At 56.4% G+C, this 19946-nt stretch carries 13 protein-coding genes; 10 read left to right on the top strand and 3 right to left on the bottom strand.

Annotated elements, in window-relative coordinates:
* The 9 genes from nusG (at nt 1) to GKQ23_RS22235 (ending at nt 14971) form a co-directional block, all read left to right on the top strand.
* Nucleotides 1-546: a transcription termination/antitermination protein NusG gene (nusG, locus tag GKQ23_RS22275; protein WP_056234880.1), complete on the top strand. Its 546-nt coding sequence runs from the start codon at nt 1-3 to the stop codon at nt 544-546.
* A 195-nt stretch (nt 547-741) separates the two neighbouring features.
* Nucleotides 742-1170: a 50S ribosomal protein L11 gene (gene rplK / locus GKQ23_RS22270; RefSeq protein ID WP_034828899.1), complete on the top strand. Its 429-nt coding sequence runs from the start codon at nt 742-744 to the stop codon at nt 1168-1170.
* Nucleotides 1171-1173: 3 nt separating this feature from the next.
* The gene (gene rplA / locus GKQ23_RS22265; protein ID WP_056234883.1) at nt 1174-1878 is read left to right on the top strand and encodes a 50S ribosomal protein L1; all 705 of its coding nucleotides are present in this window, start codon (nt 1174-1176) and stop codon (nt 1876-1878) included.
* A gap of 421 nt (nt 1879-2299) precedes the next feature.
* Nucleotides 2300-2797: a 50S ribosomal protein L10 gene (gene rplJ, locus GKQ23_RS22260; protein WP_056234885.1), complete on the top strand. Its 498-nt coding sequence runs from the start codon at nt 2300-2302 to the stop codon at nt 2795-2797.
* Between the two features lie 63 nt (nt 2798-2860).
* Nucleotides 2861-3226, top strand: coding sequence for a 50S ribosomal protein L7/L12 (gene rplL, locus GKQ23_RS22255; RefSeq protein WP_056234886.1), 366 nt, complete (start codon nt 2861-2863; stop codon nt 3224-3226).
* A gap of 341 nt (nt 3227-3567) precedes the next feature.
* Nucleotides 3568-7596: a DNA-directed RNA polymerase subunit beta gene (gene rpoB / locus GKQ23_RS22250; RefSeq protein WP_056234888.1), complete on the top strand. Its 4029-nt coding sequence runs from the start codon at nt 3568-3570 to the stop codon at nt 7594-7596.
* Nucleotides 7597-7739: 143 nt separating this feature from the next.
* Nucleotides 7740-11963, top strand: a complete 4224-nt coding sequence (gene rpoC, locus GKQ23_RS22245) for a DNA-directed RNA polymerase subunit beta' (protein ID WP_212409459.1) — start codon at nt 7740-7742, stop codon at nt 11961-11963.
* Between the two features lie 83 nt (nt 11964-12046).
* Nucleotides 12047-13108: a DUF1176 domain-containing protein gene (locus tag GKQ23_RS22240; RefSeq protein WP_212409458.1), complete on the top strand. Its 1062-nt coding sequence runs from the start codon at nt 12047-12049 to the stop codon at nt 13106-13108.
* A 135-nt stretch (nt 13109-13243) separates the two neighbouring features.
* The gene (locus tag GKQ23_RS22235; protein ID WP_056234896.1) at nt 13244-14971 is read left to right on the top strand and encodes an ABC transporter ATP-binding protein; all 1728 of its coding nucleotides are present in this window, start codon (nt 13244-13246) and stop codon (nt 14969-14971) included.
* Nucleotides 14972-15123: 152 nt separating this feature from the next.
* On the opposite strand, the gene GKQ23_RS22230 is transcribed toward GKQ23_RS22235, so the two are convergent.
* Nucleotides 15124-15315, bottom strand: coding sequence for a DUF1127 domain-containing protein (locus GKQ23_RS22230; RefSeq protein WP_056234899.1), 192 nt, complete (start codon nt 15313-15315; stop codon nt 15124-15126).
* Nucleotides 15316-15488: 173 nt separating this feature from the next.
* On the opposite strand from GKQ23_RS22230, the gene GKQ23_RS22225 reads away from it, so the two are divergent.
* A complete protein-coding gene (locus GKQ23_RS22225) occupies nt 15489-16985 on the top strand; it encodes a PLP-dependent aminotransferase family protein (RefSeq protein WP_212409457.1) in 1497 nt (498 codons plus the stop codon).
* 385 nt (nt 16986-17370) lie between these two features.
* Here the strand turns inward: GKQ23_RS22225 and thiE are convergent, their stop codons facing one another.
* Entirely contained in the window at nt 17371-18009 is a 639-nt protein-coding gene (gene thiE / locus GKQ23_RS22220) for a thiamine phosphate synthase (protein WP_212409456.1), read from the bottom strand.
* Nucleotides 18006-19940: a phosphomethylpyrimidine synthase ThiC gene (thiC, locus tag GKQ23_RS22215; protein WP_249168452.1), complete on the bottom strand. Its 1935-nt coding sequence runs from the start codon at nt 19938-19940 to the stop codon at nt 18006-18008. Before thiC ends, thiE begins: the two co-directional genes overlap by 4 nt.
* Between the last annotated feature and the right edge of the window lie 6 nt (nt 19941-19946).

The raw sequence follows: 19946 nt of genomic DNA, 5'->3' as shown, positions 1-19946 counted from the left end.
ATGTCTGAAGCCCCAAAAATGCGCTGGTACGTCGTTCAGGCGTTTTCCGGTTTTGAAGGCCGCGTATCGCAGTCGCTGCGCGAGCATATCAAATTACACAATATGGAAGAGCTGTTTGGCGAAGTCATGGTTCCAACCGAAGAAGTGGTTGAGATCCGTGGTGGCCAGCGCCGCAAAAGCGAGCGCAAGTTCTTCCCGGGCTATGTGCTGGTGCAGATGGTCATGAACGATGCCAGCTGGCACCTGGTGCGCAGCGTGCCACGCGTGATGGGCTTTATCGGTGGTACATCTGACCGTCCGGCGCCGATCAGCGATAAAGAAGTTGACGCGATCATGAACCGTCTGCAGCAGGTTGGTGACAAGCCACGTCCTAAAACGCTGTTTGAGCCGGGTGAACTGGTTCGCGTTAGCGATGGTCCATTTGCGGACTTCAACGGCGTGGTGGAAGAAGTCGACTACGAGAAAAGCCGCCTGAAAGTATCTGTTTCCATCTTCGGCCGTGCTACGCCGGTTGAGCTGGACTTCGGTCAGGTTGAGAAAGGCTAATCCCCTTTGCGCACAGTGCGAAAAATCGCGCTGTGCGGCATAAAATTTACACAATTGTCCTGAACGGATGGTTGCGAAAGGCGCGAAATTGCACTATTATTTCGCGCCTTTTGTTTTTACACGCTGGCAACGGCGGGTAAATATTAATCACGGGGAGCTTCTCACGAAGCGTTATCACCCAATAGAGGAATTATCATGGCTAAGAAAGTACAAGCCTACGTTAAGCTGCAGGTTGCAGCTGGTATGGCAAACCCGAGCCCACCGGTTGGTCCAGCTCTGGGTCAGCAAGGCGTTAACATCATGGAATTCTGTAAAGCGTTTAACGCCAAAACAGAATCCCTTGAAAAAGGTCTTCCAACTCCGGTTGTGATCACCGTTTACTCTGACCGTTCTTTCACCTTCGTTACCAAAACCCCTCCTGCAGCAGTACTGCTGAAGAAAGCGGCTGGTATCAAGTCTGGTTCTGGCAAGCCGAACAAAGACAAAGTAGGTAAAGTATCCCGTGCTCAGGTACGTGAAATCGCAGAAACCAAAGCTGCGGACATGACTGGTGCTGACGTTGAAGCGATGACTCGCTCAATCGAAGGTACTGCTCGTTCCATGGGCCTGGTTGTAGAGGACTAAGAAATGGCTAAGCTGACCAAGCGCATGCGCGTGATCCGTGACAAAGTTGATTCAACTAAACAGTATGACATCAACGAAGCTGTTGCTCTGCTGAAAGAACTGGCTACTGCTAAGTTCGTTGAAAGCGTTGACGTAGCGGTAAACCTGGGCATCGATGCTCGTAAATCTGACCAGAACGTGCGTGGTGCAACTGTACTGCCACACGGTACTGGCCGTTCCGTTCGCGTTGCCGTATTTGCCCAGGGCGCAAACGCTGAAGCTGCTAAAGCAGCCGGCGCTGAGCTGGTAGGTATGGAAGATCTGGCTGACCAGATCAAAAAAGGCGAAATGAACTTCGACGTGGTTATCGCATCTCCTGATGCAATGCGCGTTGTTGGCCAGCTGGGTCAGGTTCTGGGCCCACGCGGTCTGATGCCAAACCCGAAAGTCGGTACTGTAACCCCTAACGTTGCTGAAGCAGTGAAAAACGCTAAAGCGGGTCAGGTTCGTTACCGTAACGACAAAAACGGTATCATCCATACCACTATTGGTAAGGTTGACTTCGATACCGATAAGCTGAAAGAAAACCTGGAATCCCTGCTGGTTGCGCTGAAAAAAGCAAAACCTTCTCAGGCGAAAGGCGTTTTCATCAAGAAAGTTAGCCTGTCCACCACCATGGGTGCTGGCGTGGCAATCGATCAGGCTGGCCTGAACGCTGCTGCTAACTAATCTGCTTTACGTGGGCTAAATTTTCATCTAGAATCTTTGGCCCATTGTTCTGTTATTATGCAGAACTTCTAATCGAGTCATTCGAGTTGTAGCAAAGCGGCAACTGAGTGAATCCACAGGTGCGTAGTTCACTACGTGACTGGGGTGAATGAAGGCAGCCAACGCAGCGGCAGCTTGAAGGACGATGTATTAGACAGATTTTTAGGTTGGAGCCAGGCCTATCCTGGCCTCCGTCCAAGACCGCAGGTGTTTCGCAAGAGACTTAATTTCCTGCGTAGACGGTGACAGAACCAAAAGAATATTTTTATAGTCTTTGCTGGATCTGCTCACCGTGTTTTAGCGCCTGGCCGTGGTAACACGGTTCAGGTGAAGTGAGTTCCGGGGAAATTCATCTCCGGCTAAAATCCAGGAGCACAAGCTAATGGCCTTAAATCTTCAAGACAAACAAGCGATTGTTGCTGAAGTCAGCGAAGTAGCCAAAGGCGCGCTGTCTGCGGTAGTTGCGGATTCTCGTGGCGTTACCGTAGACAAAATGACCGAACTGCGTAAAGCAGCTCGTGAAGCTGGCGTAGTGATGCGTGTTGTTCGTAACACCCTGCTGCGTCGCGTTGTTGAGGGTACTCAGTTTGAGTGCCTGAAAGACACCTTCACCGGTCCTACCTTGATTGCATATTCTATGGAACACCCGGGCGCTGCTGCTCGTCTGTTCAAAGATTTCGCGAAAGCGAATGCAAAATTTGAGGTTAAAGCTGCGGCCTTTGAAGGCGAGCTGATCAGTGCGGCTCAGATCGACCGCCTGGCAACTCTGCCTACCTACGATGAAGCAGTTGCACGCCTGATGGCAACCATGAAAGAAGCCGCTGCCGGCAAACTGGTTCGCACTCTGGCTGCTGTTCGCGATCAGAAAGAAGCTGCTTAATCAGCCTTTCTTTTCACGTTCATTTGCTTACGTATAAACTTTTTCTGAATTTAGGAACACGAAATGTCAATCACTAAAGACCAAATCATTGAAGGCGTTGCAGCTCTGTCTGTAATGGAAATCGTTGAACTGATCGCCGCTATGGAAGAGAAGTTCGGCGTGTCTGCTGCTGCAGCTGTTGCTGTTGCTGCTGGCCCGGCAGAAGCTGTTGAAGAAAAAACTGAGTTCGACGTTGTACTGAAAGCTATCGGCGCTAACAAAGTTGCCGTGATCAAAGCAGTACGTGGCGCAACTGGTCTGGGCCTGAAAGAAGCCAAAGACCTGGTTGAGTCTGCACCTGCTGCCCTGAAAGAAGGCATCAGCAAAGACGACGCAGAAGCTCTGAAGAAATCTCTGGAAGAAGCTGGCGCAGAAGTTGAAGTTAAATAAGCCAACCTTCCAGGTTGCAGCTTGAGTCTGACATTACGTTAGCTCAGGCTGATGGCTGGTGACTTTTTGGTCACCAGCCTTTTTGCGCTCTATAGCATCAATGGTCTTTCACACTGTTTAGCCATTGATTAGCTTAATATCTTTCTCTATCGACGACTTAATATACTGCCATCCCTCCATGGGCTCCCCGCCCGGAAAGCGGCAATGAAATGGTTTAAGCGTGATAGAAAGAGGTATTACAAAAGGCGTTCTGCCTTTTGCACAACACAAAACAGCGTTGCATGAACTGTCCCCTCTGGACGGACAGAAAGGTTCTACTTTTCAGCGAGCTGAGGAACCCAATGGTTTACTCCTATACCGAGAAAAAACGCATTCGTAAGGATTTTGGAAAACGTCCACAAGTACTGGACATTCCTTATCTCCTTTCTATCCAGCTTGACTCGTTCCAGAAGTTTATCGAGCAAGATTCGGAAGGTCAGTATGGTCTGGAAGCAGCATTCCGTTCCGTATTCCCGATCCAAAGCTATAGCGGTAACTCTGAGCTGCAGTACGTCAGCTACCGTTTAGGCGAACCTGTCTTTGATGTGAAAGAGTGTCAGATTCGTGGCGTCACGTACTCTGCACCGCTGCGCGTTAAACTGCGCCTGGTGATCTACGAGCGCGAAGCGCCGGAAGGCACCGTTAAAGATATCAAAGAACAAGAAGTATACATGGGCGAAATCCCGCTCATGACTGACAACGGTACCTTTGTGATCAATGGTACCGAGCGCGTTATCGTTTCTCAGCTGCATCGTAGCCCTGGTGTCTTCTTCGACAGCGATAAGGGTAAAACCCACTCGTCGGGTAAAGTGCTGTATAACGCACGTATCATCCCTTACCGCGGTTCATGGTTAGACTTCGAGTTCGACCCGAAAGATAACCTGTTCGTCCGTATTGACCGTCGCCGTAAACTGCCTGCGACCATCATTCTGCGCGCGCTGAACTACACCACTGAACAGATCCTTGACCTGTTCTTCGATAAAGTGGTGTACCAGATCCGTGATAACAAGCTGCAGATGGAGCTGGTCCCGGAACGCCTGCGCGGTGAAACTGCGTCCTTCGATATCGAAGCGAACGGCACCGTTTACGTCGAAAAAGGTCGTCGCATTACTGCGCGTCATATTCGCCAGCTGGAAAAAGATGACGTTCAACACATCGAAGTTCCGGTTGAATACATCGCGGGCAAAGTCGTTGCTAAAGATTACATCGACGAAAGCACCGGTGAGCTGCTGGTTGCGGCGAACATGGAGCTGTCGCTGGATCTGCTGGCTAAACTGAGCCAGTCCGGTCACAAGCGCATCGAAACGCTGTTCACCAATGACCTGGACCACGGTTCGTACATGTCCGAAACCGTGCGCGTCGACCCAACCAACGATCGCCTGAGCGCGCTGGTTGAGATCTACCGCATGATGCGTCCTGGTGAGCCACCGACGCGTGAAGCGGCTGAAAACCTGTTCGAGAACCTGTTCTTCTCAGAAGACCGCTACGACCTGTCTGCGGTGGGTCGTATGAAGTTCAACCGTTCTCTGCTGCGTGATGAGATCGAAGGTTCCGGTATTCTGAGCAAAGACGACATCATTCAGGTGATGAAGAAGCTGATCGGGATCCGTAACGGTATTGGCGAAGTGGATGATATCGACCACCTCGGCAACCGTCGAATTCGTTCCGTTGGCGAAATGGCTGAAAACCAGTTCCGTGTTGGTCTGGTGCGCGTTGAGCGTGCGGTTAAAGAGCGTCTGTCCCTGGGCGATCTGGACACCCTGATGCCTCAGGACATGATCAACGCCAAGCCAATCTCGGCGGCGGTGAAAGAGTTCTTCGGTTCCAGCCAGCTGTCACAGTTTATGGACCAGAACAACCCGTTGTCTGAGATCACGCACAAGCGTCGTATCTCTGCACTGGGCCCGGGCGGTCTGACGCGTGAGCGTGCAGGCTTCGAAGTTCGAGACGTACACCCGACTCACTACGGTCGCGTATGTCCAATCGAAACGCCGGAAGGTCCAAACATCGGTCTGATCAACTCCCTGTCCGTGTACGCACAGACTAACGAGTATGGTTTCCTGGAAACCCCATACCGTCGCGTGCGCGATGGCGTGGTGACCGACGAAATTCATTACCTCTCTGCGATTGAAGAGGGTAACTACGTTATCGCTCAGGCTAACACCAACCTCGACGACGAAGGTCACTTCGTAGACGACCTGGTGACCTGCCGTAGCAAAGGCGAGTCGAGCCTGTTCAGCCGCGATCAGGTTGACTACATGGATGTATCCACCCAACAGGTGGTTTCCGTCGGTGCGTCACTGATCCCGTTCCTGGAACACGATGACGCCAACCGCGCATTGATGGGTGCAAACATGCAACGTCAGGCCGTACCAACCCTGCGCGCGGATAAACCGCTGGTAGGTACAGGTATGGAGCGCGCGGTAGCGGTTGACTCCGGCGTAACTGCCGTAGCGAAACGTGGTGGTACCGTACAGTACGTTGATGCATCCCGTATCGTTATCAAAGTTAACGAAGACGAGATGTACCCTGGCGAAGCCGGCATCGACATCTACAACCTGACCAAGTACACCCGTTCGAACCAGAACACCTGCATCAACCAGATGCCATGCGTGAACCTGGGCGAACCGATTGAACGTGGCGACGTGCTGGCTGACGGTCCTTCAACCGACCTCGGCGAACTGGCTCTTGGCCAGAACATGCGCGTAGCGTTCATGCCGTGGAACGGCTACAACTTCGAAGACTCCATCTTAGTCTCCGAGCGCGTAGTACAGGAAGACCGCTTCACCACCATCCACATCCAGGAACTGGCGTGTGTCTCTCGTGACACCAAGCTGGGGCCGGAAGAGATCACCGCTGACATCCCTAACGTGGGTGAGGCTGCGCTCTCCAAGCTGGATGAGTCTGGTATCGTTTATATCGGTGCAGAAGTGACCGGTGGCGACATTCTGGTTGGTAAGGTAACGCCGAAGGGTGAAACTCAGCTGACGCCAGAAGAGAAGCTGCTGCGTGCGATCTTCGGTGAGAAAGCGTCTGACGTTAAAGACTCTTCCCTGCGCGTGCCTAACGGCGTGTCAGGTACCGTTATCGACGTTCAGGTCTTCACCCGCGATGGCGTAGAGAAAGACAAGCGCGCGCTGGAAATCGAAGAGATGCAGCTGAAGCAGGCGAAGAAAGACCTGTCTGAAGAGCTGAAGATCCTCGAAGCGGGCCTGTTCAGCCGTATTCAATACCTGCTGGTTGCCGGCGGTGTGGAAGCGGACAAACTGGACAAGCTGCCTCGCGAGCGCTGGCTGGAACTGGGCCTGACCGACGAAGAGAAACAGAACCAGCTGGAACAGCTGGCTGAGCAGTACGACGAGCTGAAGCACGAGTTTGAGAAGAAACTTGAAGCCAAGCGCCGCAAAATCACTCAGGGCGATGACCTGGCACCTGGCGTGCTGAAAATCGTTAAAGTGTATCTGGCCGTTAAACGTCAGATCCAGCCTGGTGACAAGATGGCAGGTCGTCACGGGAACAAAGGTGTTATCTCCAAGATCAACCCGATCGAAGATATGCCATACGATGAGAACGGTACGCCGGTCGATATCGTACTGAACCCGCTGGGCGTTCCATCGCGTATGAACATCGGTCAGATTCTTGAAACTCACCTGGGTATGGCTGCGAAAGGCATCGGCGAGAAAATCAACGCCATGCTGAAGAAGCAGGAAGAAGTGTCCAAGCTGCGTGAGTTTATTCAGCGCGCCTACGATCTGGGCACCGACGTGCGTCAGAAAGTTGACCTGAACACCTTCACCGACGACGAAGTGCTGCGTCTGGCAGAGAACCTGAAAAAAGGTATGCCAATCGCCACTCCGGTGTTTGACGGCGCGAAAGAGAGCGAGATCAAAGAGCTGCTGCAGCTCGGCGGCCTGCCTTCTTCTGGCCAGATCACCCTGTTCGACGGTCGTACCGGTGAGCAGTTCGAGCGTCAGGTTACCGTTGGCTACATGTACATGCTGAAACTTAACCACCTGGTTGATGACAAGATGCATGCACGTTCTACCGGTTCCTACAGCCTGGTTACTCAGCAGCCGCTGGGTGGTAAGGCGCAGTTCGGTGGTCAGCGCTTCGGTGAGATGGAAGTATGGGCACTGGAAGCATACGGTGCCGCATATACCCTGCAGGAAATGCTGACCGTGAAGTCTGATGACGTTAACGGCCGTACCAAGATGTATAAAAACATCGTTGACGGCAACCATCAGATGGAACCGGGCATGCCAGAATCCTTCAACGTACTGTTGAAAGAGATTCGCTCGCTGGGTATCAACATCGAGCTGGAAGACGAGTAATCACTCCCCCACCTTCGGGATGCACGTCGCTAACGCGCCGGCAGCCTGAAACCGGGGGGTACTCGCACTTGCTGTACTGGTTACAGGGCGCCCGGGTCACTCCGGGCGTTTCTGAGAAGTCTCACTCCGACGGGAGCTAATCCGTGAAAGACTTACTTAAGTTTCTGAAAGCACAAACTAAGACCGAAGAGTTTGATGCGATCAAGATCGCGCTGGCATCGCCAGACATGATCCGTTCATGGTCTTTTGGTGAAGTTAAGAAGCCAGAAACCATCAACTACCGTACGTTCAAACCAGAACGTGACGGCCTTTTCTGTGCGCGTATTTTCGGGCCAGTAAAAGACTATGAGTGCCTGTGCGGTAAGTACAAGCGCCTGAAACACCGTGGTGTGATCTGTGAGAAGTGTGGCGTTGAAGTTACACAGACCAAGGTTCGCCGTGAGCGCATGGGCCACATTGAGCTGGCTTCCCCGACTGCGCACATCTGGTTCCTGAAATCGCTGCCTTCGCGCATCGGTTTACTGCTGGATATGCCGCTGCGTGATATCGAACGTGTGCTGTACTTCGAATCTTACGTGGTGGTTGAAGGTGGTATGACCAACCTCGAAAAGCGCCAGATCCTGACTGAAGAGCAGTATCTTGACGCGCTGGAAGAGTTTGGTGATGAATTCGACGCCAAAATGGGTGCGGAAGCGATCCAGGCCCTGTTGAAAAACATGGATCTGGAGCAAGAGTGCGAGCAGCTGCGTGAAGAGCTGACCGAAACCAACTCCGAAACCAAGCGTAAAAAGCTGACCAAGCGTATCAAGCTGCTGGAAGCGTTCGTACAATCTGGTAACAAGCCAGAGTGGATGATCCTGACCGTGCTGCCGGTACTGCCACCGGATCTGCGTCCGCTGGTTCCGCTGGACGGCGGTCGTTTCGCGACATCAGATCTGAACGATCTGTACCGTCGTGTGATCAACCGTAACAACCGTCTGAAACGCCTGCTGGATCTGGCTGCGCCAGACATCATCGTACGCAACGAAAAACGTATGCTGCAGGAAGCGGTCGATGCGCTGCTGGATAACGGCCGTCGCGGACGTGCGATCACCGGTTCGAACAAACGTCCTCTGAAATCTTTGGCCGACATGATCAAAGGTAAACAGGGTCGTTTCCGTCAGAACCTGCTGGGTAAACGTGTAGACTATTCAGGCCGTTCGGTTATTACCGTAGGTCCATACCTGCGCCTGCACCAGTGTGGTCTGCCGAAGAAAATGGCACTGGAGCTGTTCAAACCGTTCATCTACGGCAAGCTGGAGCTGCGTGGTCTTGCTACCACCATCAAAGCCGCTAAGAAAATGGTTGAGCGTGAAGAAGCTGTCGTCTGGGATATCCTGGATGAAGTGATCCGCGAACACCCGGTCCTGCTGAACCGTGCACCTACCCTGCACCGTCTGGGCATCCAGGCGTTTGAGCCAGTACTGATCGAAGGTAAAGCGATTCAGCTGCACCCGCTGGTTTGTGCGGCATACAACGCCGACTTCGATGGTGACCAGATGGCTGTTCACGTACCGCTGACGCTGGAAGCCCAGCTGGAAGCGCGTGCGCTGATGATGTCGACCAACAACATCCTGTCCCCTGCGAACGGTGAGCCAATTATCGTTCCTTCTCAGGACGTTGTACTGGGTCTGTACTACATGACCCGTGACTGTGTTAACGCCAAAGGCGAAGGCATGGTGCTGAGCGGTCCGAAAGAAGCTGAGCGTATTTACCGCGCCGGCCTCGCGTCTCTGCACGCTCGCGTTAAGGTGCGTATCACCGAACATGAGAAAGACGATCAGGGCATCTGGACCTCTAAAACCAGCCTGATCGACACCACCATTGGTCGTGCGATCCTGTGGATGATCGTGCCAAAAGGCCTGCCTTACTCTATCGTCAACCAGGCGTTAGGTAAGAAAGCGATCTCTAAGATGCTGAACACCTGTTACCGCATCCTGGGCCTGAAACCAACGGTTATCTTTGCTGACCAGACCATGTACACCGGCTTTGCCTATGCGGCACGTTCAGGTGTGTCTGTCGGTATCGACGACATGGTGATCCCAGCGAAGAAAGTGGAAATCATCACCGAAGCGGAAGCGGAAGTGGCTGAGATCCAGCAGCAGTTCCAGTCTGGTCTGGTTACCGCTGGCGAACGCTATAACAAAGTGATCGATATCTGGGCTGCGGCCAACGAACGCGTTGCGAAAGCGATGATGGAAAACCTCTCTACAGAAGCCGTGATTAACCGTGACGGTGAAGAAGAGAAGCAGGTTTCCTTCAACAGCATCTTTATGATGGCCGACTCCGGTGCGCGTGGTTCTCCGGCACAGATTCGTCAGCTGGCGGGTATGCGTGGTCTGATGGCCAAGCCAGATGGCTCAATCATCGAAACGCCAATCACCGCGAACTTCCGTGAAGGTCTGAACGTACTCCAGTACTTCATCTCGACCCACGGTGCGCGTAAAGGCCTTGCGGATACCGCACTGAAAACCGCGAACTCCGGTTACCTGACCCGTCGTCTGGTTGACGTGGCGCAGGATCTGGTGGTGACCGAAGACGATTGTGGTACCCACGAAGGTATCATGATGACCCCGGTTATCGAAGGTGGTGATGTTAAAGAGCCACTGCGTGAGCGCGTTCTGGGTCGTGTGACCGCAGAAGACGTGATCAAGCCAGGTACCGCTGACATCCTGCTGCCGCGCAACACGCTGCTGCACGAAGCCCAGTGTGATCTGTTAGAAGAACACTCTGTTGACAGCCTGAAAGTGCGTTCCGTAGTAAGCTGCGAAACTGACTTCGGCGTGTGTGCGCACTGCTACGGTCGCGACCTGGCACGTGGTCACATCATCAACAAAGGTGAAGCGATCGGTGTTATTGCGGCCCAGTCAATCGGTGAGCCGGGTACCCAGCTGACGATGCGTACCTTCCACATCGGTGGTGCGGCATCTCGTGCGGCTGCGGAATCCAGCATTCAGGTGAAGAACAAAGGTACCCTGAAACTGATCAACGCCAAGTCGGTAACTAACTCCGCTGGCAAGCTGGTGATCACCTCGCGTAACGTTGAACTGAAAATGATCGACGAATTTGGTCGTACCAAAGAGAGCTATAAAGTTCCTTATGGTGCCTCCATGGCGAAAGGTGACGGTGAGCAGGTTGCAGCGGGTGAGACCGTCGCAAACTGGGATCCACACACCATGCCGGTTATCACCGAAGTGAGCGGTTTCATTCGCTTCACCGACATGATTGATGGCCAGACCATTACCCGCCAGACGGACGACCTGACCGGTCTCTCCTCGCTGATCATTTTGGACAGTGCTGAACGTACTGCCGGTGCGAAAGATCTGCGTCCGGCGCTGAAAATCGTTGATGCCAACGGTAATGATGTCCTGATCCCTGGCACCGACATGCCTGCGCAGTACTTCCTGCCAGGTAAAGCGATCGTGCAGCTGGAAGATGGCATCAAGATCAGCTCGGGTGATACCCTGGCGCGTGTTCCGCAGGAATCTGGCGGTACCAAGGACATCACCGGTGGTCTGCCACGCGTTGCTGACCTGTTCGAAGCCCGTCGTCCGAAAGAGCCAGCTATCCTGGCGGAGATCAGCGGTATTATCTCCTTCGGTAAAGAGACCAAAGGTAAGCGCCGTCTGGTGATTACTCCGGTTGATGGCAGCGAACCTTACGAAGAGATGATTCCGAAATGGCGTCAGCTGAACGTATTCGAAGGTGAGCGCGTGGAACGCGGTGACGTGGTTTCCGATGGCCCTGAGTCTCCACATGACATTCTGCGTCTGCGTGGCGTGCATGCGGTGACCCGTTACATCACTAACGAAGTGCAGGAAGTTTACCGCCTGCAGGGCGTTAAGATTAACGATAAGCACATTGAAGTTATCGTTCGTCAGATGCTGCGTAAAGCGACCATCGAAAGCGCGGGAAGCTCTGACTTCCTCGACGGTGAGCAGGTTGAGTTCTCACGCGTGAAGATCTCCAACCGCGATCTGGAAAACAACGGCAAAATCGCAGCGACCTATGCCCGCGATCTGCTGGGTATCACCAAGGCGTCCCTGGCAACCGAGTCGTTCATCTCTGCGGCTTCGTTCCAGGAAACCACGCGCGTACTGACCGAAGCAGCCGTTGCGGGCAAACGCGACGAACTGCGCGGCCTGAAAGAGAACGTGATCGTTGGCCGTCTGATCCCAGCCGGTACCGGTTACGCTTATCATCAGGATCGTATGCGTCGTAAAGCCGCGGGCGAAGCCCCGGTTGTACCGCAGGTGACCGCAGATGAAGCTTCTGCCAGCCTGGCTGAACTGCTGAACGCCGGTCTCGGCGGCGGCAACGACGAGTAATCGTCGCTCAGTTATGGCATAGTAAAAACCGCTCTCCGGAGCGGTTTTTTTTTGCTTATGGAAAAGTAATTCGGGATAACACAATGAAAAAAATAAAGTTATTATTGGCCGCGCTGGGCCTGGCGATGACTGCGCCGCTGCTGGCGGCAGAGAACAGCCAGGTACCGCTGCAGAAGGTGTTTAAACAGTGGCAGGTCACCTGCAACAATGTTAACGACTGCGACGTGCGTAATCTGGATGAAGGGCTGCGGATTATTATCGCACGTCAGGCCGGGCCGCAGGGCGCGGTGTCGCTGCGTTTTCAGGGGTTTGGCAATGACGACCCGCAGGGGGTCTGGCTGGACGGGCAGCGCTGGAACAGCGAGCTGAGCTTCTCAAAGGCCGCTGAGGATGACTTTAACGTGGCCAGCACGGACAGCCTGGCGACCGTGCAGCGGTGGGTGCAGGCAAGTAAGAATGCCCTGAAGCTGGCGCTGGCACCGAACGGCGATGCGGCCTCGCTCAGCGGCCTGAACGCAGCGCTGCTGCTGGTGGATGAGCGTCAGGGGCGGCTGAATAATCAGACCGCGCTGCTGAAGGTTGGCAATAACGAACCAGACCAGGTACCGGCCCGGCCACGGCCGCCGGCGTTCAGCTTTACGCCGCCGAAGGTGGTGGCGCTGACCAACGCGCAGGCGCTGATTGACGGTGCGATCAAAGCCAACCTGCCGCTGCTGCAGAAAGAGGGCTGTGAGCCGGACGCGGAAAGTCGCGAACGCAGTGAGGCGCAGCCGCTGAACGCGCAGCAGGCGCTGGTGATGATCAACTGCGGGCTGGGTGCCTATCAGTCCTCCAGCATGCTTTTTATCAGTGACCGTGCTGATGCCACCCGCTCAACGCAACTGACGCTCCCGCTGCCGGTAGCGGGCGAATCGGGCCAGCCGGAACGTCTGAGCTGGTTTACCGAGGGCGGCTACGATCCTGCCGCCGGTGAACTGTACTTTTCAGGACGCGGGCGCGGCATTGCCGACTGCGGCCATAACGGCAGCTGGAAGTATGACGGTAAGGATTTTCATCTGGCCAGCTATAACAACCAGCCGTCCTGTAACGGCGGTGAGCCGGGTGACTGGCCGTCGTTGTGGGTGAGCGAAGCATCCCCCCGCTAGCCCGCCGTTACCAGGGGCCGCTGCAGAACCCGCGTTCAGCAGGGCTGTGAACATTCCTGCTGAACAGGGTCTCAGACGCCGTAAAGCCAACTGACCGGCGGCCCGTTGCCGCCCGGTTACTGCAATGAGGATACTATGCTTCGTCGTTTTTTTAGCTATTACGCGCCGTACAAGAAACTGTTTATGATCGATTTCGGCTGTGCCGTGCTGGCCGGCCTGCTGGAGCTGGCGTTCCCGATGGCGGTGCGCACCTTTATTGATAAGCTGCTGCCCGCGCAGGACTGGCCGCTGATCGTGATCGCCGCCCTGGCGCTGCTGGCGATCTATCTGATCAATACCGGCCTGATGGCGATCGTTAACTACTGGGGACACGCGCTGGGCGTCGGCATTGAGACCGATATGCGCCAGCAGGCGTTTTCCCATCTGCAAAAATTGTCGCTGCGCTACTACGACAACACGAAAACCGGCCATATTATCACCCACGTGACGAAGGATCTGGAGGAGGTGGGAGAAATTGCCCACCACGGGCCGGAAGATCTGTTCCTGGCAATCATGACCTTTATCGGTGCCTTTATTCTGATGGCCAGCGTGCATCTGCCGCTGGCGCTGATCACCCTGGTGATCGTGCCCGGCATGTCGTGGCTGGTCAGCCGTCACGGTTCACAGATGGCGGAGACCTGGCGCAAGCTGTTCAGCCAGGTGGGTAACTTTAATACGCGTATTGAAGAGAGCATTGGCGGTATCCGCGTGGTGAAGGCCTTTGCCAACGAGCAGAAGGAGGAAGCGCTGTTCGCCGATGACAACGCCAGCTACCGCACCACCAAGCTGCGCGCTTACCGCATTATGACCACCAGTATGACCCTCAGCTACCTGAGCACCCGGCTGGTGCAGCTGATCGTGATGGTAGCGGGTACCTGGTACGTGCTGGCGGGCCAGCTGAGCTACGGTGGATTTGTCGGTTTTCTGCTGCTGGTGGAGGTATTCTTCCGTCCGGTGCAGAAAATCTCGGCGGTGCTGGAGAGCTATCCGAAAGGCATCGCCGGCTTTAAACGTTTCACCCAGCTGATTGATACGCTGCCGGATATTACCGACAAACCCGATGCGGTGACGCTGGACGCGGTGCGCGGGGATATTACCTTCGACAAGGTGACCTTCGGTTATCAGGCCGATCGGCCAGTGCTCAGTCAGATCGACCTGACCATTCGCGCCGGTGAAACCATCGCCTTTGTCGGCCCGAGCGGCGCGGGAAAAACCACGCTCTGCTCGCTGCTACCGCGTTTTTATGATGTACAGAGCGGCGTCATTCGCATTGATGGCGTCGATATCCGCGACGTCACGCAACGGTCGCTGCGCGGTCAGATCGGCATCGTGCAGCAGGACGTATTCCTGTTTGGCGGCACCATCCGTGAGAATATCGCCTACGGCCGGCTGGACGCCAGCGAAGAGGCGATCTGGCATGCCGCACGTCAGGCCCATCTGGACGAGCTGATTGCCAGCCTGCCGCAGGGCATGGACACGGTGGTCGGCGAGCGCGGCGTCAAACTGTCGGGCGGCCAGAAGCAGCGTCTGTCGATCGCGCGGATCTTCCTGAAAAACCCGCCAATCCTGATCCTTGATGAAGCAACCTCGGCGCTGGATACCGCTACTGAACAGGCCATTCAGCAGTCGCTGAGTGAACTGTCCGCAGGCCGCACCTCGCTGGTGATCGCCCACCGCCTCAGCACCATTCAGAATGCAGACCGCATTATCGTGGTGGATGATAACGGCATCGTGGAGCAGGGCGATCATCGACAGCTGCTGGCAAAACAGGGGCACTATGCCCGCCTGCATCAGGCGCAGTTTGCCGCACGGTCACCGAACTGATCGGTAAGGCTAACGGTGGCTCGGCGTACAACGGCCGCGTTGCCGTCAGCCTTCACGCCAGGCCGCCGGGAAACTGCACCGGCAATAAAAAGGGGGCAGCAGAGCACCCTCTGCTGCCCCGGGGTGCAAACCGCGCACCAGGCCACATCACATCATTTGAACCGCTGCACGTCCATACTGGTCATGCCGATATCTTTCAGCTGCTCCTGGCTGAGCCCGGCCAGGATCCTGCGGGTGGCTGCCCGCAGGCGCGCGGCCTGCCAGCGGCGGTAAGGCAGGATAAAAATGGTGCGGACGGTGGCCCAGCTGAATGGCCGGGCTGCTCTGTTCTCGTAAAATTCCATGCTGCTCTCCCCTGATGGCGTCTGAGAGAAATTATGCCGTTAGCCGCCCAGTCGATACAGATGCAAAAATTCTCTTTTATTGCCATACAGAACGGGGGATAGTGTGTCTGAATGGTATTTTTCACCGGCATCTGTACTGGTTTTCAGTCGATGTGTGGAAATGAGAGGATACAATGACGCGTTATCAACATCTGGCCGACCTGCTGGCGCAACGCATTGAGCAGGGGTTGTATCAGGGCGGAGAGCGCCTGCCTTCGGTACGCACGCTCAGCGCCGAACACGGCGTCAGCATCAGCACCGTTCAGCAGGCGTACTACCTGCTGGAAGAGAAGCAGCTGATCACCCCGCAGCCGCGCTCCGGCTACTTTGTCACGCCGCGCAAGGCGGTGCCGCCGATCCCGCCGATGACTCGCCCGGTGCAGCGCCCGGTGGAGGTTACCCAGTGGGACCGCGTGCTGGAGCTGGTCAACGCGCGTCTGGATAACGACGTCTTTCAGCTTGGCAGCGGCATGCCCGACGTCAGCCAGCCAACGCTGAAGCCGCTGTGGAAAATTATCAACCGCCTCGGTCAGCAGATGGATCCGCGGATGCTCGCCTATGACAATCTGTACGGTGTGGTCGAACTGCGTGAACAGATTGCCCGCCTGCAGATCGACAGCGGCTGCCAGCTGACGGCGGATGACATTGTGGTGACCACCGGCTGCCACGAGGCGCTGTCGATTGCCATTCGCGCCGTCTGCCAGCCCGGCGACATTATTGCGGTGGAGTCCCCGACCTTCCACGGCACCATGCAGACCCTCAACGGTTACGGCATCCGCGCCATTGAAATTCCGACCGATTCGGTTTCCGGCATCAGCCTCGAAGCGCTGGAACTGGCGTTTGAGCAGTGGCCGATCAAAGGCGTGGTGGTGGTGCCTAACTGCAATAATCCGCTGGGTTTCATTATGCCGGAAGCGCGCAAGCGGGCGCTGATCGCCCTGGCGCAACGTTTTGATGCGGCGATCATTGAGGATGACGTGTACGGCGAGCTGGCGTTTGACTATCCGCGGCCGGCGACCGTTAAATCGCTGGATCTGGACGGCCGGGTGATGCTGTGCAGCTCCTTCTCCAAAACGCTGGCGCCGGGGCTGCGCGTGGGCTGGATCGCGCCGGGGCGCTATTTCGATCGCGTGCTGCACCTGAAGTATATCGGCACCGGCTCCAGCGCGATTCAGGCGCAGCAGGCGGTGGCCAACTTCATTCGTCAGGGATACTACCTGCCGCACCTGCGGCGAATGCGCATGCTCTACCAGCGCAACCTCGAGATCTTCACGCGGCGGCTGCGCCATCACTTTCCCTGCGGCATCTGCGTCACCCGCCCGCAGGGCAGCTTCCTGCTGTGGGTCGAACTGCCCGAACCGTTTGACGTGCACCGGCTGAATCAGGACCTGCGTGAAACGAAAATACAGGTGGCGGTGGGCTCGCTGTTCTCGGCCTCCGGCAAATACCGTAACTGCCTGCGCCTGAGCTACGGGCATCCGTTTACCGATAAAACCGATCTGGCACTGGCCATTATTGGTGCGGCGCTGACGCGGGCGATGGCGGCCTGCATGCCGGAGATGCCGACCGAAGCCGAAGCTACGGACGCGCTGGCGCTGGTGGAGGAAGGCGGGGCCGGTGGGAAAGGATAACCGGCCCCGGCAGCCAGCCGCCGGGCTGACCACGGTTCTACTCTACCCGCTGTGGGCTGCGGGAAAAGCGCGGGTGCGGCGTTATGGAATGCGTATTCAGCGCTATTGATGACGTTGCCTGCGGTGTCATTTTTTTGTGCACGACTACACAAAAAAGAGTGCCGTGACCGGTGTTGCAGGCCTGGTAGCTGAGAAGCCGGAGTCGAAGAGGGTGTTGCCGTGAGGAAGGAAGGCAGCAGCGCGGGTCTGCTGCCTGAACTGAAATAGGTATTCCTCTGGCATCCGGCCGCTCACTACGTTGTCGGGATAGGTTCCGCCAACGTTAACAGCACGGATCTGCTGCCCGATCGTAAGGTGTACGTCCCCCCTGGCGACCGGCCGCTCGCTACCTCATCTGGCCCGGCTCCGCCAGCGCCAGCAGCTGGCGGGTCGCCGCCTGCCAGTCGTCGGCCTGGGTAATCGCGCTGACCACCGCAATGCTGCCGACGCCGGTTGCCAGTACCGCCGGTGCGCGTTGCAGGCTGATACCGCCAATCGCCACGGTGGAGATCCCCTGCAGGCGTTTAACGTGGCGGCTCAGCTCCTCCAGCCCCTGCGGTGCCGACGGCATCTCCTTGGTCCGGGTCGGGAACACGTGCCCCAGCGCAATATAGGAGGGCTGCTCCGCCAGCGCGCGATCCAGCTCGGCGTCGTCGTGGGTGGAAAGCCCCAGGCGCAGGCCGGCGGCATGAATGGCGTCAAGGTTGGCGACGTTCAAATCCTCCTGGCCCAGATGCACGCCATAGGCCTGATGCTTAATCGCCAGCCGCCAGTAGTCGTTGATAAACAGCCGTGCGTTGTAGCGTTTGCCCAGCGCAATGGCGTCGGCAATCTGCTGTTCTACCTCATCCTCCTGACGGTCTTTAATACGCAGCTGGATTGTGCGCACGCCGCACGCCAGCAGGCGGTCGATCCATTCTACGGTTTCCACTACCGGATAGAGCCCAAGCCGGGCTTCGGTGGCGGGGAAGGCACCACGACTCATACATTTTCCTCGGTTTTTAGCGTGTCGGCGCGATGATACAGTTCACCGCCCCGGTTACGGAACTCTTCAGACATCTGCAGCATGCCTATTTCAACTGGCTGTGCTTCGGCTGCCTGGCGGGCAGCGTACTCGCGCACTTCCTGGGTGATCTTCATCGAACAGAACTTAGGCCCGCACATCGAGCAGAAGTGGGCCACCTTGCCGGACTCCTGCGGCAGCGTTTCATCGTGATAGGCGCGCGCAGTATGCGGATCCAGCGCCAGGTTAAACTGATCCTCCCAGCGGAATTCGAAGCGCGCCTTCGACATGGCGTTATCGCGGATCTGCGCGCCCGGATGCCCCTTCGCCAGGTCGGCGGCGTGGGCGGCAATTTTGTAGGTAATCAGGCCCTGCTTAACGTCCTCCTTGTTCGGCAGGCCGAGGTGCTCTTTCGGCGTCACGTAGCACAGCATGGCACAGCCGAACCAGCCGATCATCGCCGCGCCGATACCGGAGGTGAAGTGATCGTAGCCCGGCGCAATATCGGTGGTTAGCGGGCCAAGGGTGTAGAACGGCGCTTCATGGCAGTGTTCCAGCTGTTCGGTCATATTGACCCGAATGCGCTGCATCGGTACATGACCGGGGCCTTCAATCATCACCTGTACGTCATACTCCCAGGCGATTTTGGTCAGCTCGCCCAGGGTGCGCAGCTCGGCAAACTGCGCTTCGTCGTTAGCATCCTGAATTGAGCCGGGGCGCAGGCCGTCACCCAGCGACAGCGCCACGTCATAGGCGGCACAGATTTCGCAAATTTCGCGGAAGTGGCGATAGAGGAAACTCTCCTGGTGATGCGACAGGCACCACTTAGCCATGATCGATCCGCCGCGTGAGACGATGCCGGTCAGGCGCTTCGCGGTCATCGGCACGTAGCGCAGCAGCACGCCGGCGTGGATAGTAAAGTAGTCCACCCCCTGTTCCGCCTGCTCCAGCAGCGTGTCGCGGAAAATTTCCCAGGTGAGGTCCTCAGCAACGCCGTTGACCTTCTCCAGCGCCTGATAGATCGGTACGGTACCGATCGGCACCGGACTATTACGCAGGATCCACTCACGCGTTTCGTGAATATAGCGTCCGGTAGAGAGGTCCATTACCGTATCCGCCCCCCAGCGTGCCGACCACACCAGCTTCTCCACCTCCTCTTCGATCGAGGAGCTGACCGCCGAATTGCCGATATTGGCGTTGACCTTCACCAGGAAGTTGCGGCCGATAATCATCGGCTCAGACTCAGGGTGGTTGATGTTCGACGGGATAATCGCCCGCCCGGCGGCCACCTCCTGGCGCACAAATTCGGCGGTAATGTTCTCCGGCAGGCTGGCACCAAAGCTGTTACCCGGGTGCTGCTGCAACAGCACCTCGCTGCGGATACGCTCGCGGCCCATATTCTCGCGCACGGCGATAAACTCCATCTCCGGGGTGATCACCCCGAGCCGCGCATAGTGCATCTGGGTGACGCAGCGCCCGGCCTGCGCGCGACGTGGGCGCGGCCGCTTTTCAAAGCGCAGATGATCCAGCCCGTCATCCGCCAGCCGCTGCTGGGTGTAGGTGGAGCTCAGTTCGTCGATCTCTTCACTGTCACTGCGCGCGGCAATCCACCCGCTGCGCAGCTTAGGCAGGCCGCGATGCACGTCAATCGCCGCTGCCGGATCGCCATACGGGCCGGCGGTATCGTAGACCGGCACCGGCTCATTCTGCTCCAGCGTGGGATTGTCTTTACTGCCGCCTGTGACGGTCGGGCTGAGCTGGATTTCGCGCATGGGCACGCGGATATCCGGCCGGGAGCCAGTCAGGTAGATGCGTTTGGAATTCGGAAAGGCGGTGCCCTGCAGGGAATCAATAAACTGCTGCGCTTCGGCGCGCTGCTCACGGCGTGATGACTTTTTTTCAACGGTAGACATAGCAAA

The sequence above is a fragment of the Erwinia sp. E602 genome (assembly GCF_018141005.1).
Lineage (GTDB): Bacteria > Pseudomonadota > Gammaproteobacteria > Enterobacterales > Enterobacteriaceae > Erwinia.
This window is presented reverse-complemented; position numbering and strand designations above follow the sequence as displayed.